Origin of the sequence: Pseudomonas kilonensis (assembly GCF_001269885.1) — a bacterium.
Lineage (GTDB): Bacteria > Pseudomonadota > Gammaproteobacteria > Pseudomonadales > Pseudomonadaceae > Aquipseudomonas > Aquipseudomonas kilonensis.
Window position 1 is genome coordinate 179787 of sequence record NZ_LHVH01000017.1, and the last position, 16198, is coordinate 195984.

At 61.6% G+C, this 16198-nt stretch carries 14 protein-coding genes, 1 tRNA gene, 1 pseudogene and 1 riboswitch; of the genes and pseudogenes, 3 read left to right on the plus strand and 13 right to left on the minus strand.

The window, feature by feature from the left end; translation table 11 throughout:
• Nucleotides 1-42 precede the first annotated feature (42 nt).
• Both AD662_RS07390 and AD662_RS07395 read left to right on the plus strand, forming a co-directional pair.
• Nucleotides 43-783, plus strand: a complete 741-nt coding sequence (locus tag AD662_RS07390; protein ID WP_053186367.1) for a zeta toxin family protein — start codon at nt 43-45, stop codon at nt 781-783.
• A gap of 5 nt (nt 784-788) precedes the next feature.
• Nucleotides 789-968: a hypothetical protein gene (locus tag AD662_RS07395; protein ID WP_018606959.1), complete on the plus strand. Its 180-nt coding sequence runs from the start codon at nt 789-791 to the stop codon at nt 966-968.
• Between the two features lie 347 nt (nt 969-1315).
• Here the strand turns inward: AD662_RS07395 and AD662_RS07400 are convergent, their stop codons facing one another.
• The 13 genes and pseudogenes from AD662_RS07400 to AD662_RS07460 all read right to left on the minus strand — a co-directional run bounded on the left by AD662_RS07400 (nt 1316) and on the right by AD662_RS07460 (nt 15093).
• Entirely contained in the window at nt 1316-1894 is a 579-nt protein-coding gene (locus AD662_RS07400; RefSeq protein ID WP_053186371.1) for a hypothetical protein, read from the minus strand.
• A 140-nt stretch (nt 1895-2034) separates the two neighbouring features.
• Nucleotides 2035-2108: transfer RNA gene (locus AD662_RS07405), tRNA-Gly, on the minus strand.
• A gap of 162 nt (nt 2109-2270) precedes the next feature.
• Entirely contained in the window at nt 2271-3155 is an 885-nt protein-coding gene (locus AD662_RS07410) for an alpha/beta fold hydrolase (RefSeq protein WP_053178410.1), read from the minus strand.
• A gap of 310 nt (nt 3156-3465) precedes the next feature.
• Nucleotides 3466-4158: a pseudouridine synthase gene (locus AD662_RS07415; RefSeq protein WP_053186375.1), complete on the minus strand. Its 693-nt coding sequence runs from the start codon at nt 4156-4158 to the stop codon at nt 3466-3468.
• A 35-nt stretch (nt 4159-4193) separates the two neighbouring features.
• The gene (locus AD662_RS07420) at nt 4194-4412 is read right to left on the minus strand and encodes a cysteine-rich CWC family protein (protein ID WP_018606955.1); all 219 of its coding nucleotides are present in this window, start codon (nt 4410-4412) and stop codon (nt 4194-4196) included.
• Nucleotides 4405-5022: pseudogene (locus AD662_RS07425) on the minus strand (GGDEF domain-containing protein); the annotation flags it as partial. The gene AD662_RS07420 and the pseudogene AD662_RS07425, both read right to left, overlap by 8 nt.
• A 251-nt stretch (nt 5023-5273) precedes the next feature.
• Nucleotides 5274-7052 (minus strand): allophanate hydrolase, encoded by a 1779-nt coding sequence (gene atzF / locus AD662_RS07430; RefSeq protein ID WP_053186378.1) that lies wholly within the window; start codon nt 7050-7052, stop codon nt 5274-5276.
• A gap of 22 nt (nt 7053-7074) precedes the next feature.
• Nucleotides 7075-10716, minus strand: a complete 3642-nt coding sequence (gene uca / locus AD662_RS07435; RefSeq protein ID WP_053186381.1) for an urea carboxylase — start codon at nt 10714-10716, stop codon at nt 7075-7077.
• Between the two features lie 300 nt (nt 10717-11016).
• Nucleotides 11017-11658, minus strand: coding sequence for an urea amidolyase associated protein UAAP2 (locus AD662_RS07440; protein ID WP_018606945.1), 642 nt, complete (start codon nt 11656-11658; stop codon nt 11017-11019).
• A gap of 11 nt (nt 11659-11669) precedes the next feature.
• A complete protein-coding gene (locus AD662_RS07445; protein WP_053186385.1) occupies nt 11670-12395 on the minus strand; it encodes an urea amidolyase associated protein UAAP1 in 726 nt (241 codons plus the stop codon).
• Between the two features lie 14 nt (nt 12396-12409).
• Entirely contained in the window at nt 12410-13198 is a 789-nt protein-coding gene (locus AD662_RS07450; RefSeq protein ID WP_053186389.1) for an ABC transporter ATP-binding protein, read from the minus strand.
• Nucleotides 13195-14010: an ABC transporter permease gene (locus AD662_RS07455; RefSeq protein ID WP_053186390.1), complete on the minus strand. Its 816-nt coding sequence runs from the start codon at nt 14008-14010 to the stop codon at nt 13195-13197. Before AD662_RS07455 ends, AD662_RS07450 begins: the two co-directional genes overlap by 4 nt.
• A gap of 15 nt (nt 14011-14025) precedes the next feature.
• Nucleotides 14026-15093 (minus strand): putative urea ABC transporter substrate-binding protein, encoded by a 1068-nt coding sequence (locus tag AD662_RS07460; RefSeq protein WP_053186392.1) that lies wholly within the window; start codon nt 15091-15093, stop codon nt 14026-14028.
• Nucleotides 15094-15153: 60 nt separating this feature from the next.
• A riboswitch (guanidine-I (ykkC/yxkD leader) is annotated at nt 15154-15255 on the minus strand.
• Between the two features lie 304 nt (nt 15256-15559).
• Here AD662_RS07460 and AD662_RS28250 point away from each other — a divergent pair.
• Complete coding sequence (locus tag AD662_RS28250) at nt 15560-15970, plus strand: hypothetical protein (protein ID WP_074849578.1); 411 nt, start codon at nt 15560-15562, stop codon at nt 15968-15970.
• Nucleotides 15971-16198: the final 228 nt, after the last annotated feature.

Consider the following 16198-nt stretch of genomic DNA (forward strand, 5'->3'; position numbering starts at 1 on the left):
AACGTTCTAAGTTTGGATCAAGTAAAACAGGTCGATGTCGGTATGACGCCAGAAGAATCTGCTATCGAGCACGCAGCCCTTGAATTCGCTAGAGTGAATCGAGCCTCTTTGGCTCGGCATATTGCGGACGCCGCTGTGTACCTCAGTGAGGAGGTACCATTCACGGTGTTCATGGCGGGGTCGCCTGGGGCTGGCAAGACGGAAATAGCCAAGGCTATGGCTGACGATTTGGACGAGAGAAATCTTAGCCTTTACTCCAAACGTGTTCTTCGTATCGATCCTGATGATTTTCGAAGTCTGATTCCCGGCTACGACGGAAGCAATTCATACCTTTTTCAGCGTGCGGTTACGAAGATTCTGGAAAAGGTGTTGGACCGCGCGTTCAAGAGACGGCTTTCGTTCATTCTGGATGGGACGATGGCCAACCTTGGGATAGCGAAGCGGAATATCGACCGCGTCTTGGGAAGTGGCAGGAAAGCCCAGATTATGTATGTCTACCAGAGGCCAGAACTCGCCTGGCAGTTCGTGCAGGCTCGGGAAGTCACAGAGGGCAGGAACATTCCGCTGCAGGAGTTCGCCAGACAGTTTGTTGCCGCACGGTGCAATGTCATTGAGTTGAAGCGCATCTACGGTAGCCAGATCCACATCGATTTGCTTATCAAGGACTTTGATGGCGACGATGCTCAACAGGTTGAGCTTGATGTGGCTGGGGATACGATTGACGCTCTGATTCCCCAGATCTATGATCAGGCTCAGCTCGTTGAGCTGTTAGCAGAGGTTTGAAATCAATGAGTACAGAAAAGATCAAGAAAACCAGCGCTTTGACTGAGTTTTTCACCAACACCCCCGCCGAGACTAGAAAAGAGATTTTGATGGGCATCATTGGCAAGGCTAACGCCTCCCAACGGGATGTCGTGCAGAAAGCAGAGGCTATCAAAGCTGCGCGGGCTTCTGCTCAGGCAAACTGAGATGTTGCCGTCAAATCAGCCCAAGGTTCATTAGGCTCTGTTCCAAGTCTCGTCGAACTCGTGGTTCGTCTTGCGCGAGCTGATGGGCGAAACGCTGTCGCTATATCCGCGTTACGTTGCTGCCGTTCAGCATCGGTGCTGCGTTCGCCCTGACTCTGTTGGCCGTCGTCGCTTTTGTCGCAAGGCATGTTTGATTCTTTGCCACTCATCTCAAATCATCGGTGCCCTACCCCCTACGTGTTCAGCGCTATCGCTTCTACTTTGCTGTAAGCGGATCCAAGAGGCTTGACCACCTGCCTAGCACTTTTCCTATGGCGAAGGTCTGATGAAGTTATCTCCATGAGCGCTCATTCATGCTCACTCTTCTTCAAAGCGCCTGCTGCGCAACGCCTAACAATAGCCTTCAGCATGCGCCGACGAATAAGCCCGCTGACCGGCCGAATCAAATACCAATACGACGTAAAACTTCGCAACGCATCCGCGTCGAGGCAATGCACCCGTGTCTGCGTGGTGACCCTCGTCAAGCCCGGTCGCAGCAACTGGCAGGTGAAGCTTATGACCAGCTTCACATTCCCCGGCTCATTGAATAGCTCGAACGCTTCGGCATCCGCGACAACGACTTGGCCGTAGTCGGCTTTCCACAGCTTGCCGGCGAGCCCGTAAGCGACCTCTACGTCGCCGTTGCGTTGAAGCAACGTGAAATTATCCATGCCGAATGAAGCGCGTTGATCAGCCTCTGGGTGCCGAGATCGACCCAGCAGGCGCATGGGGATTTCGCGAAGCTTGATTGCATACCGAAAAAAACGGTCGTCTTCGGGGCGGTGGGCGAGGATTGCCGCCATGGCATGGGAAGGGTCTACGGGGATGTCCACGGTATGCAATTCACTGAACTGATACGTAGGCAGATATGAGTCAATCAGGTGCATCCTTGCTCTCCTTCATAGCTACTCGGTGTGAACCTCAGGGGCGCAAATCCCACAAAACTCCAGACCAAAAAAAACCGGCCACCAAGAGCCGGTTTTTTAATCCCCCGCCAAAAACATACGACGCAGGACCAGAATTCGATTGGAGCGGGTGAAGGGAATCGAACCCTCGTTATCAGCTTGGGAAGCTGGAGTAATGCCATTATACGACACCCGCTCAGAGCGGCTGACTTTGTACCAGAAGTGGGCACGGATTTGAAGTTTTTCTTCACACAACGTGCGGTCAGTCGTCTACGCGAGCCTCAAACCAGAGCGGTCGTTGGCGGGCAAGCCCCGTTGCTGAAGGCGCAGGACGGGGCTTGCTCGCCAGGACTCGGTTTCAGATGGCCAGTGCATGGTAGCCCTGTACGTAGCTATAGCGCGGTCGGCTTTCGTGGTGTTCCGGTGTGAGGAAACCCATCAAGGCGTTACGGCTGTCGCGGCAGGCGGCTTTGTGTTCCATGTCCAGGAAGTGCCCGGTGGCTTGCAGCGTGCTGAAGCTGCTGTGCTGCACGTGATCGGCAAAGAGCCTGGCGTCGTCGGCCGCGGTGTATTCGTCCCATTCGCCGTTCAGGAACAACACCGGTACGTTGATCTTTTTCGCGGCGTTGACGTAGCACAGCTGGTCGCTGTGGAGCACATCGCTGATGTGGAAATGCATCTGCCCGTACTCATGCTCGGCCAAACTGCTGACATGGCGATAGTTGAAGCGCTTGAACAGCGGCGGCAAATGCTTGCCGATGGTGCTGTTGACCAAGTGCCCGACACGGTCGCCGTCCAGGCTGCCGAGGTAATCCACACCGCGTTCCAGGTAGTCGCGCATCGGCGCATTGAGCACCGGCGAGAACGAACTGATCACCGCTTTTTCGATGCGCCGTGGCCGTTGCGCCAAGGCGGTCAGCGTAGCGGCGCCGCCCCAGGAAAACGACAGCACGTGCTCGGCGGCGAAGTGGTCGATCAGTTCCAGGAGAATCTGGCCCTCGATCTCTTTCGTCAGCATTTGCTCATGTCGGTTGTGAGCTTTTGACTTGCCCGCGTAGGGTTGGTCGTACAGCACAACATTGAATTGCGGGTAGAGGTTTTTGGCGGTCTGTGCAAACGACGCGGTGGTGGCCATTGAGCCGTTGACCAGAATGATGGTCTTTTGTGCGGCGTCTGCGCGATAGAACTCCGTGTAAACCCGATACTGACCCTGTATATCCAGCACAGCGATTTCTGGCCTCATGTCATAAGACTCCTGGCAAGCGGGTATGCGCGCAATGAGATTGCACGGGCAATGTGACAGGTAGGCATACGCCTGAAAGATAAAGCCCATGTCGATCCAAAAAAACGGTCGACGGGTGTTGTTATAGGCGGGCAGTTCGCCGGCGGGACAAGGCGGAACCTGAGGGTTCCAGCCGGCAAAAAGTTTCTTGGAAGTATGTTGTGACTCATCGGTCACATTTCGGCCGACGACCTGATTCAAGCAGGGGGACGACCGTTGCGCAAGTACCTATCGGAAAATTGTTCGACACTTCTGCCCAGCGGTAGCAGGTTCAGATGAGATGGACTTCTTCAAGGCTCAAGGCGCGGTACTGGCCCGGCTCGAGATGGGCGTCCAGTGTCAGTGGGCCCATGCGCTCGCGGTGCAGGCGCAGCACCTTGTTGTTGAAGTGGCCGAACATGCGCTTGACCTGGTGATAGCGCCCTTCAACGATGCTCAAGCGCGCCGATCTCGGCCCCAGCAGCGTCAGCTCTGCTGGTTGGGTGGTGAGGTCTTCGAAGGCAAAGTACAGGCCCCGGGCGAAGGTGTCGGCGTATTCGGCCGTGATGATTTGCTCGGTTTCGACGTAGTAGACCTTGGGCAGTTTGGTCTGCGGTTGGGTCAGGCGCCGTGACCAGGCGCCGTCATTGGTGATCAGCATCAGCCCGGTGGTGTTGAAATCCAGGCGCCCGGCGATGTGCAGGTCGTCCGTGTCCGGTTCGTCCAGCCAGTCGAGAACGGTGGGGTGTTGCGGGTCGCGGGTCGCACTGACACAGCCGGGCGGCTTGTGCAGCATGAAGTAGCGCGCCGGTCGGCCCGTTTGCAGCACTTCGTCGTCGACCTCTACACGGCTGAATTCACGGACTTGTGCATGGGGGTCGCTGACGGTCTGGCCGTCGATCCGCACCCGGCGTTCCACCAGCAACAGGCGCACTTGTTGGCGATTGAATCGCGGCAGATTACTGAGGAAACGGTCGACGCGCATGGACAGTTCAGGCAAGGCAACGGAGGGCGGGCATCTTACGCGATCGGCTGGGGCTTGGCGCGCAACTGGGCTTCGACCTGGGCGCAGCGTGGGCACAGGCAGGACTGATCACGCAGCTCGGCTGGCAATGCCTCGAGCACGGCCGGGTCGATGCTCACGCCGTAACACCAGCAGGCGCGGTCGGCAGTTCGTGGGTCGGCCAGGGTGCAATCGTTGGCACCGCCGCAGGCCGGGCAAAGGTCGGGTTTATTCATAACTGGAGTGAGGCATTTCCACGCAGGTTCGGTTGCACCCGGTCTGTCGGGCGCGTTGCAGCGCATGATCGGTCCGCGACAGCAGGCTGTGCAAGGTGTCTTCGTCCTGCAAGGTGGTGAGGCCGAGGCTGACGGTGACCAGCAATTGTTTTCCACTGCAGAAATAGCGCTGCTTTTCGATGTGCTGACGAATTTTCTCTGCGATCTTCAGACCGGTCTGTCCGTCGGTGTCCTTGAGCAGGACGACAAAGGCTTCCGTGCTCCAGCGGCACACGATGTCCGAATGCCGCAGGCTTTGTGTCAGGTCGCGGGCGAACCCGGTCAGCAGTTGATCGGTGGCGATATGACCATGGGTGGTGTCCAACCGCTTGAAATCGTCCAGTTCCACCAGCAGCGCAGTCAACGGTTTTGGCTCGCGCTGGGCTTCATGCAGGGCTTGCACGGCCAGCAGGTCGAAACCACGGCGATTGGGTAATTCGGTCAGGCTGTCGAGGGTGGCCTGGGCGTCGATGCGTTGTTGGTAGCTGTTGATCAACCGATAAAGGATTGCCAGGACTGCCAGCGTCACGAGCATGCCGATCAGCAGGTTCAGATACAGCGTCTTGAGGATGTTATCGCGTAGCGAGGCCTGGGCAGCGTAATAGCCCAGCAATGCAATGATCAGGAAACCAGTACCGAGCAGCGCCACCACGGCCAGGAGCGGCTTGCGCTGGGAATACAACGGCGAACGGAGCGACATGGCGTTTCCCTTGGCGCAGACCCAATGAAGTCAGTTTAGTGGCCTTGTGGGAAAAGACATTCGGATTTGCAGGTTTGTAGGACCATGGTGAGGGAACAGGCTCCCTCACCACAGGTTCGGCCTTATTCCAGGCTACGCAGATAAGCCCGCCATCCCCCCAGGTGACTGATGTCCCGTGCGCCTTCCAGGCCATACGACTCGCAGATGAATCCGCTTTCCCAGCGACCATCGGCCAGTTGCACCTTGCCCAGCCCCAACGGTGCGGGGATGCCGGTCAGGAATGAACCCAGTTCGCTGCTCGGCAGTTCCCAGACCTCCACCTCGATCGCCACGCCGCCCTCGCTGACCCGAAGCATGCCGGGACGCAAGGGCGGGCCACCGGCCAAGGCGTAGAGGCGGTAGTTCGCTGAGCTTTGGGTGGCCTCGATCAGACGCGCCCCGCGTTGCTTGAGTTGCCCGTTCAGCGCCAACCCATCCAGGTGTGCGCCACACACCACCAGCCGCGCCCGGTCGTGGCGCGCCGGGTTGGCGGGCGCTGGCAAGGCCTTGTCCTGTTGACGCTGCAAGGCATCGGCCACGCTCAAGAGGTATTGGTCGGTGAAGGCTCGACCGAACAACGTCACGCCCCAGGGCAAGCCGTTGCCCATGAACGCACTGGGTACGGCGACGGCGGCGTAGTCCAGCAGGTTCATGAAATTGGTGTAGTAACCCAGCTCCGAATTGCGCAGCACCGGTTCGGCGGCCAGTTCGGCGAGGGTCACCGGGCGGCCGATGGTCGGGGTGAGGACGCAATCGAGCGTATCCATGGCCCGGTCGCATTGGGCTTTGAGCGCTTGCAAACGGTAGCGGGCGCGGAAGGTTTGTACGCCATCCACCGTAGGCGCTTTCGCCAGGACGGCGCGGATGACCGGTAGTACGGCCTCCGGCTCACGTTCCATCAAGGGGCCGGCAACGCTGTAGCGTTCGGCCACCCAGGGGCCTTCATACAGCAGCCGCGCCGCTTCCAGGAACGGCGACAGGTCCAGTTCCACGGCTTCGCCGCCCAGGCGTTCGAGTCGCTCGATGGCTTCCTGAAACAGCTGCGGACCTTCCTGGCAGCCGAAAAATGCCAGGTCCCGTTGGCGCGGCACACCGAAACGAAAGCGCCGGGGCGCGCCGAACGCGGCGCCGTCGTTCCACTGCGGGTTGTGGCGGCTGTAGTCGTCACGAGGGTCTGGACGGGCCGTCAGTGCCAAGAGCTGGCTGGCTTCCTTGGCCGTCGCCGTGAAGGTGGTGACGCAGTCCAGCGTGCGACAGGCCGGGACCACGCCGGCCGTGGAGATCAACCCCAAGGTGGCCTTCAAGCCCACCAGGTTGTTCAACGCTGCAGGCACCCGCCCGGAGCCGGCGGTATCGGTGCCCAAGGCAAAACTCGCCACGCCCAGGGCCACGGCCAGCGACGAGCCGGCGCTCGAACCGCCGGCAGGATAGTCGGGCAACACGCTGTTGCGGCAGGCGCCGTAGGGCGAGCGAGTGCCATTGAGCCCGGTGGCGAATTGGTCGAGGTTGGTCTTGCCCAGGGGGATCGCGCCCAGTGCCAGCAACTGCTCGACAATGGTCGCCGAACGGCCTGGCACGTAGGCAAACGCCGGGCAGGCGGCGGTGGTCGGAATGCCGGCCAGGTCGATGTTGTCCTTGATGGCAAACGGCACTCCGTACAGCGGCAGGCTCTCCAGGTCGCGGCTTTCCAATGCGGTCAGGTAGGGTTCCAGCTCCTCTGCCGTCAGCAGGTGGATGAACAGGTGATAGTCCGGGTCCAGCGCCGCGGCTTTTTCCCGCAGGCCCAACAGCAATTGGCGTGGCGTCAGTTCGCCGCTGCGGTAGGTGTTGCGCAGGTCGTCCAAGCGAAGAGAGAAGTTCATGGTGTTAATCCTTTGATTGAGTTCAGTCACGGTCCAGCACCACGACGCGCTGTCCGGCGCGCACCGCCGAGCCGGGTTGGACGCGCACCTCGCGCACCACGCCGGCCGAGGGCGCAAGCAGCGGGATTTCCATTTTCATCGACTCCAGAATAACCAGCACATCACCGGCGGCGACCCGTGCGCCAACGTCTACCTGCACCTGCCAGAGGTTGCCGGCGATGTGGCTGTCGACACTCAGTTGACCGTCAGTCAGTTGCGAATCTTCGCTCGGCGCGATGGCCGCTTCTTCACTGTCGAAGTGCGCCTGGCCACTGGCGATCCAACGCTCGCGCTCGGCGTCGAAGGCGCCTTGTTGCTGTTGGCGGAACGCGGCGATGCCGTCGGCTTCCTGCACCAGGAAACGCTGGTAGTCGGCGAGGTTGAGCTGGCTGTGCTCGATCTCCAGGTCGAAGCGGCCCAGGGGGAAGTCCCGACGGATGCGCAGCAGTTCATCGGCGCTGACCGGGTAGAAGCGGATCTGGTCGAAGAACCGCAGCAGCCACGGCTTGCCGTCGAAGGCGGCGACGTCCCGATAACGGTTCCACATCTGCAACGTGCGCCCGACGAACTGATAGCCACCAGGACCTTCCATCCCGTACACGCACATATAGGCGCCGCCGATGCCCACCGAGTTTTCCGCGGTCCAGGTCCGGGCCGGGTTGTATTTGGTGGTCACCAGTCGATGGCGCGGGTCGAGCGGCGTGGCGACCGGCGCGCCGAGGTAGACGTCGCCCAGGCCCATCACCAGGTAGCTGGCGTCGAACACCGTGCGTTGCACCTCGTCGAGGTTGGGTAGGTCGTTGATGCGCCGGATGAACTCCAGATTGCTCGGGCACCAGGGCGCGTCCTTGCGCACCGTGGTCATGTATTTTTCGATGGCCAGCTGACAGGCCGGGTCATCCCAGGACAGCGGCAGGTGGACGATGCGCGACGGCACTTGCAGGTCCTGCGCGGCGCACACCGCGTCCCACTCACCGGCGACGATGCTCAGCAGATCGGCCAGGGGCATTTGCTCGGGTTGGTAGTGCACTTGCAGCGAGCGAATGCCCGGCGTCAGGTCGATCACGCCGGGCAGGTGTTTGTGTTCCAACGCCTGCATCAAGGCATGGGCGCGAAAGCGCAACACCAGGTCCAGTTCGGCGGCGCCGATTTCCAGCAGCAGGTGGGTGTCGCCCGATAGCCTTGCCACCAGGCGCGTATCGTCCTGGCCGATATCCAACACCACAGGCGACCCCAGCCCCTGTGGGAGCGGGCTTGCTCGCGAAAGCAATGGCACAGTCAACATTGATGTATCTGACAGACCGTTTTCGCGAGCAAGCCCGCTCCCACATTGATCCCATTTCAAGGCGAGAGATCGGGCGGTGGAGATATCCACCGGCACGAACCGCACCTTGTCCCCCGCCTTGAGTTGCCCCAACTGCCACAGGTCCGCTTCGATCACCGTCACCGGGCAGACGAAGCCGCCCAGGCTCGGGCCGTCGGGGCCGAGGATGACGGGCATGTCGCCGGTGAAGTCCACGGCGCCGATGGCGTAAGGGTTGTCATGGATATTGGAAGGATGCAGCCCGGCCTCGCCGCCGTCGGCGCGGACCCATTCGGGTTTCGGCCCGATCAGGCGCACACCGGTGCGGCTGGAGTTGAAGTGCACTTCCCAGGCCGTGTCGAAGAAGGTCTGGATGTAGCGTTCGGTGAAATATTCGGGCGCGCCGTGCGGGCCGTAGATCACGCGGATCTGCCGCACGCTTGGCAGTTCCAGGATCGGCGCGCTCGTTGGCGGCAGCGTCGTATGCTCGTCCAGCGGCGCCAGGTGCAACACGTCGCCGGTACACAACGCTCGTCCGCCGTGGCCGCCAAACTGGCCGAGGGTGAAGGTGCTTTTACTGCCCAGGTAATCCGGCACTTGCACACCGCCTTGCAGGCACAGGTAGCTGCGCGCCCCGGCGCCAGCGATGTTGCCAATGGCGAGGGTGGCGCCGGCAGTAATCGACAACGGCGTGTTCATCGGCACTGCTTCGCCGTTGAGCGTGAGGGCAATCACCGCACCGGTCACCGCCACCCGGGCAGCGCAGTTGAAACGCAGCAGCGGCCCGTTCATGGTGATTTCCAAGGCTGCCGCACCTTCTTCGTTGCCCAAGAGGCGATTGCCCAAGCGCAACGAACGGCTGTCCATCGGCCCCGACGGCGGCACGCCCACTGCCCAATAGCCGAGGCGGCCGGGATAGTCCTGGACGCTGGTCTGGGTGCCGGGGCTGAGCACTTCGACGGTGTTGGCGCGATAGACCAACGCTTCCAAGCAGCGGGTCCAGGGCTGGCCGCTGGCAAACGGTGTGTCGAGGAGAATCTGTTGCAGGTAGTGGCGGTTGGTTTCGACGCCATACAGCAGGCTTTCGTCCAGTGCTTGATGCAAGCCCAGGCGTGCCTGCTCGCGGGTCGGCGCCCAGCGAATGACCTTGGCGATCATCGGGTCGAAGTAGGGCGGGATTTGGCAACCGGCCTCGACCCAGGTGTCGATGCGCAACTGTTTGCCATCGGCCTGGGGAAATTTCACGGCGGTCAGCAGCCCCGGGCTTGGTTGGAAATCCCGACCTGGGTCCTCGGCATACAAGCGCGCCTGGATCGCGTGGCCCTCGGCTTTCAAGCCTTGGCCGAGCTCGCTCAGTGGCGGTAAATCACCGGCCGCCAGTTGCACCATCCAGCGCACCAGGTCCACGCCCCACACCTGCTCGGTGACGCCGTGTTCCACTTGCAGGCGGGTGTTCACTTCCAGGAAATAGAAGCGCCCGGCGTCGCTGTCGAACACGAACTCCACGGTGCCAGCGCTGCGGTAGTTCACGGCTTGGGCCAGTTGGATCGCCGCTGCGCAGAGTTCGTCGGCCATGCCCTCGGGCAGGTTCGGCGCTGGGGTTTCCTCGAGGACTTTCTGGTTGCGCCGTTGCACCGAGCAGTCGCGCACGCCCAGGGCGATCACCTGGCCCTGGCCATCGCCGAACACCTGCACTTCCAGATGCCGCGCGCGTTCGATGTACTTTTCGATGAACACCCCGGCGTCGCTGAAGTTGTTCTGGCCCAGGCGCTTGACCGCTTCGAAGGATTCGCTCAGGTCGGCGGCACTGCGACACACACGCATGCCGATACCGCCACCGCCCGCGGTACTTTTGAGCATCACCGGATAGCCGAGCTGGGTGCCTGCCAAGAGCGCGGCGTCGAGGCTGTCGAGCAGTTCGGTGCCTTCGAGCAGTGGCACACCGTGCCGGCGCGCCAGGTCGCGGGCGGTGTGCTTGAGGCCGAACACACGCAGTTGTTCTGGCGTCGGACCGATGAAGGCGATACCGGCAGCTTCGCAGGCTTGCGCGAAGGCGGCGTTTTCCGAGAGAAAGCCGTAGCCGGGATGGATCGCGGTCGCGCCGCTGCTTTTGGCAATCGCCAAAAGCTTGTCCACCGCCAGGTAAGTACCGGCCGCCGCGCCTTCGCCCAGGCAGTGGGCTTCATCGGCCTGGAGGATATGCAAGCTGGCGGCGTCGGCCTGGGAATACACCGCAACGCCCTCGACCCTCAGCTCACGCAAGGTCCGCAGGATGCGGCAGGCGATGGCGCCACGGTTGGCGATCAGGATTTTTTCGAACATGGCATTGCCCCCTCAGGCATGCGTGCTGCCTGAACTGGGATGCGGGCCGTCCCGCAGTTTTCGATGGCCGCCGGGGTCGTCCCCGTGAGCGAAATAATCAACCTTACAAACACTGCTAAACCCTGTGGGAGCGGGCTTGCTCGCGAAAGCGCTGTGTCAGTCAACATCAATGTCACTGTCGGACCGCTTTCGCGAGCAAGCCCGCTCCCACATGAGGTTGTAGGTGTTAGTGCTATTTGATGCACTGCCCCGACCGGCTCTGGCACAACACAAACAACCAGCGGCGCAGGCGGGTGAGTTTCAGTTCCATATCAAGAGCTCCGCTGGCGTGGGGTTGTAGGCGTTGCACGGGTTGTTCAGTTGCGGGCAGTTGGAGATCAACACGATCACGTCCATCTCGGCCCGCAGGTCGACGTATTTCCCTGGTGCCGAGATCCCGTCTTCGAAGGTCAGGCCGCCATCGGCGGTGACGGGCACGTTCATGAAGAAGTTGATGTTCGGCCCGATGTCGCCCTTGCCCAGCCGACCGTCGTGGGCGCAGGCCCGCAGGTAGTTGTCGCGGCAGCTGTGCATGTAGCGTTTTTCCAGGGCGTAGCGCACGGTGTTGCTTTCCTGGGCGCAGGCGCCGCCGAGGGTGTCGTGGCGCCCGCAAGTGTCTTCGACGATGGTCAGCATCGGGTGGCCGAGGTTGGAATACAGCACGCTGCCGGTGCTCAGGTAAACGCTGTTCTGCCGGCGCAGGGTGCGCTGCACGTCGTAGCGCTCCTTGGGGTTGGCCAGGCTGTAGAACAGCGTATCGACCGCCTGGTTGCCTTCCAGGTCGAGGATGCGCAGGGTCTGGCCGGCCTTGACCTCCATCAGCCAGGGTTCTCCGGCGGGAATCGTGGCGCGGTAGACGGCAGTATCGGGTTGCTTGTGTGCGGTAGCGATGGCAAGTGACATGGCAGCGATCCTCAGGCGAACAGGCGGTCGGTGTTGATGAAGCCGCGCTGGTTTTCCGGGCGCGAATGGCGACAGTGCTCGGCGACGCTGGCGTCAGCGTTCATCCAACTGAGCTTGAGCGGTTTCGGGGCGTACTGCGGGTTCGGGTCCATCGGGTGCTGCAGCGCGGTCAGCACCACCAGGGTGTCCATCGGCGCGTACAGCTCGATGTAGTCGCCGGCCTGGGAGTTGCCTTCAACAAAGTGAAAGCCGCCGGCCTCATCGACATCGACCCGGCTGAACAGGTTGAGGGTCATCAGCAGGTCGGACAGGCCCAGCCCCCATTTGCCCAGCTCCACCAGCAGGTTGTCGGTGCCGTTGCGAAAGAAGCCGTTGCGCAGTTCCTGGTAGCGGCCTTGACCATATTTTTCAGCGACTTCCTCGGCGCAGAGCACACCGCCGAGGCTGTCGCTCCAGCCGCAGGTGTCGGCGGTGATGGCCGCCAGCACCCGGCCCATGTCGGAGTAGAGGCAATGGCCGGCGGTGAGTTTGGCGGTGTGTTGGCACTTGAGGCTGTCGGGCAGGTTCAGGCGTTCGGTTTTTTCGTTGGCGTTGAGCAGCGTCAGGCTCACGTTGGCCGCGCCGCGCAGGTCGGTCAGGCGCAGCAGTTGGCCGCGCTTGAGCACGAAGGAACGGTGGCCGCCGCCGGGCAGCAGTTCTTCGGCGAAAGGTGTAAACAATTGGGTCGAGTCGGTCATGGTAAAAACTCCTTTCAAGCGATACGCAACGTGCCGGCCAGTTCGGCGGGCAGGGCGTCGACGGCGGCACGGGCGGTGCGGCGGTCGCTGTTCAATGGAATGTCGTAGGTAATGCGTGCGCCATAGGCGCCGGGGGCGTGCGGGTCGGTGCGGACCTTGTCGAACACCAGCAGGCGTGTGCCGAGGCTGAAACCTTCGGACAGGTCGTGGGTGACCATGAACACCGTCAGCCGGGTTTCGCGCCACAGCTCCAGCAACAGGGCGTGCATGTCTTTGCGAATGCCCGGGTCGAGGGCGCCGAAGGGCTCGTCCAGCAGCAGGACACGCGGCTTCATGATCAGTGCCTGGGCGATCGCCAGCCGCTGTTGCATGCCTCCGGACAGTTGCGCCGGGTACTTATCCAGCGCATGGCCCAGGCCGACCTTGTCCAGCAGTTGTGCGGCGTCTTCGCGGGCCTGGCGCTTGGCGCTGCCGAACAGGCGGCCCAGCAGCGGCGAGCGCGGCAACTCCAGGCCCAGGGTCACGTTGTCCAGCACGCTCAGGTGCGGGAACACCGAATAACGCTGGAACACCACGCCCCGGCTGGCATCCGGCTCGCCGGCCAAGGGTTCGCCGTCCAGGAGAATCTGTCCGCGACTGGCGCGTTCCTGGCCCAGCAGCAAGCGCAGGAAGGTCGACTTGCCGCAACCCGAGGCACCCACCAGGGTGCAGAACTCACCCTCAGAGACGCTCAGGTTCAAACGCTCCAGTACCACCTGATCGGCATACTGTTGCCAGACGTTGTTCACCGTAATGAAGCTCATGCCTTCGCCCCCTCGTACCAGGGGAACGCTCGGCGGGTTAGGCGCTTGAGGCCCCAGTCCATCAGCCAGGCGAGCAGGGTGATCCACACCACATACGGCAAGATCACGTCCATCGCCAGGTAACGTCGCACCAGGAAAATCCGATAACCCAACCCATCCGTGGAAGCGATGGCTTCAGCGGCGATCAGGAACAGCCAGGCCGAACCGAGCATCAGCCGCAGGGAAATCAACAGGCGCGGCAGCAGTTGCGGCAGCACTACCCGCAGCATCAGGGTCCAGGTCGACGCGCCGAGGGTCTGGGCCTTGATCAGCAGCTCGGGCGGAATTTCCCGGGCGCGCTGTTCCAGGTCGCGCGCCAGGCACGGTGTGATGCCAATCACGATCAGCATCACTTTTGACAGTTCGCCCAGGCCGAAGACGATGAACAGGATCGGCAGGATGGCCAGTGGCGGCACCATCGACACCACGGTGAGCAACGGTGACAGCGGTGCGCCAAACAGTGGCAACGTACCGGCGGCAATGCCCAGGCACAGCCCGGCCAGGGCGCTGATGCCCAGGCCGATGGCCAACCGACGCAAGCTCGACGCGGTGTCTTGCCAGAGCAGGTAGTCGCCGCTGCGGGCATCGGCTGTGAAGGCCAGGCGTTTCACCGCATCGACCATTTGCACGGCGCTGGGCAGGAGCTTGTCGTTGGGGTTGTCCGTCAACCGTTCGGCCGAGCCCATGAAGTAGGCGAACAACACCAGCGCGAATGGCAGGATCACCAGCAACAAGCGGCTGGGACGATCCGGGTAGCGGTTGATCAGGCGCATGCCAGGTCCTCCGGTTTACAGCTTGGCGTCGGCGGCCAGCTGTACGTAGGTCGGGTCAAAGCGCAGCTTGAGGTTGGCCTTGTCGCCGCGGGTCACGCCATTGGCGAACGCCATGCCGACCGCGTCGGTGCTCTTGGCGCCTTCGCCCAACAAGCCGTGCTGGAACGAGAACTCGGCCACCTTGCCCATGGTGGCGGGCAGTTGCTCGCTGGTGGCGAAACTCAGGGCTTCCTTGGGTGTGGCGAACAGCTTGGTGGTGTCCAGTTGCGCCTGGAAACCTTTGAGGTCGGTGCCTGACGCTTTGGCCATGTGTTCCAGCGCCGCCTGGCTGGCGGCGTTTTTCGCATTCATCAGCGCCACCACTTCGAACCAGGCGCCGGTCAACGCTTTGCCCAGGGCGGGGTTGTCCTGGAGGGTCTGGGTGTTGACCACCATCATGTCCATGATTTCGCCGGGAACCTGGCTGGAATTGAACACTTCGCTCACACCTGGCTGGGCCTTGATGTCCGAGAGCATTGGGTTCCAGGTGGTGACGGCCTTGACCTGGTCGGTGTTGAAGGCGGCAGAGATATCAGCGTCGGAGGTGTTGACGACTTTCAAGTCTTTCTCGGCGAGACCAACCGAATCCAGGGCACGGGCCAGCAGGTAGTGGGACACCGACAGTTCCACCAGATTGACGTCCATGCCCTTGAGATCGGCGACTTTCTTGCCCTCGCCCTTGAGGACGATGCCGTCGTTGCCGTTGGAGAAATCGCTGACGATCAGTGCGGTGCTGTCCACGCCACCAGCGGCGGGAATGGTCAGGGCGTCCATGTTGGTCATGGTGCAGCCGTCGAACTGACCGGCGGTGTACTGGTTGATGGATTCGACGTAGTCGTTGAGCTGCACGACATCGATCTGGATGCCGTACTTTTTCGCCCATTTATCGACGATGCCTTGGCTACCGGCGTATTCCCAGGGCATCCAGCCGGCGTAAATGGTCCAGCAGACGCTGAAGTGGTCTTTTTGGGCGGCGGCGGATGAGAAGCTCGCGAGGGCCGAGAGGGCGGCGAGGAGCAGGGCGGACAGACGAAGCTTGAGCATGGTGATTCTCCAGTTGATCAAGGGCGGGCAGGAGCAACGCGGCACCGCGAACGGTGGCTTGTCTCCCGGGCTTTTGTCCCGCCGTGTAACCTCAACTGGAGGTCGCCAACTCTCGGACCAGCCACTCGCCAGAAGCGAGCCGGAACCCTAGTCAGCCATTGCAAATTGTGGTGCCGCGAACCTGTGATGACTCCTGCACGGAGTTTGTTAAAGCGAGAGCCGTGCCAATTCGCGCAAAGGCCCGGGCCAGAGAGGGCAGGTGTTGGGGAGGGGGGATTAAAAGCGGATTTGTGCTTGCTTGTGGTGCTGTCGCGCACTGGAAGAGGGCGACGAGCGACATGTTTCGAGTTGTTGCCAGGGCGCACCAGATTCCGATTTGGCTGTCTGAGTAGGTGTCAGTCACACAACGTTGACTGCCGCCCATCAGCGTCGCTGATGTGGCCCATCCGCGGTCCAGGAGGCCGCCATGTATCGACGACTGCTGCTCATTGCGTTTCTCGGTTTGACTCTTTCGGCCTGCGTGCCTTATTACGACGGAGACTCGAGCTACTACCGTTCCGAGGTCTACACCTCACCGGCGCCGGTCTATTACGGTGGCGGGAGTTATTATTCGGCACCGCGTGGCTATTACGCCCCGCGGTATTACCAACCGGCGCCGCGCTACTACTCGGCACCGCGTTACTACCAACATGGCCCACGCCACTACTCGCCGCCGCGAGCGGCGTACCGGTCTTATCCGAATCGGGGTGGCTGGGACGGCCATAGCCGGGGTGGCTGGAATGATGACCGACGGGGTCGAGGCGGGCGTGATCATCGGGGACGCGGTGATTATGATCGCGGACGCGGCGATCACGATGGACGACGCAACCACCGCTGATCCCAGGGCAGAAAAAAGCGGCGCATTAAGCGCCGCTTTTTTATGCCTGCAATAAACCCGATGGGATAAGGCTTGTGGGAGCAAAGCTTGCTCGCGATGACAGGGGGTCAGTCAGCCGCCCGGTGACTGGCATACCGCTATCGCGAGCAAGCTTTGCTCCCACAGATGTCACTCCCACAGATGTCACTCCCACAGATGTCACTCCCACAGATGTCACTCTCACAGAAT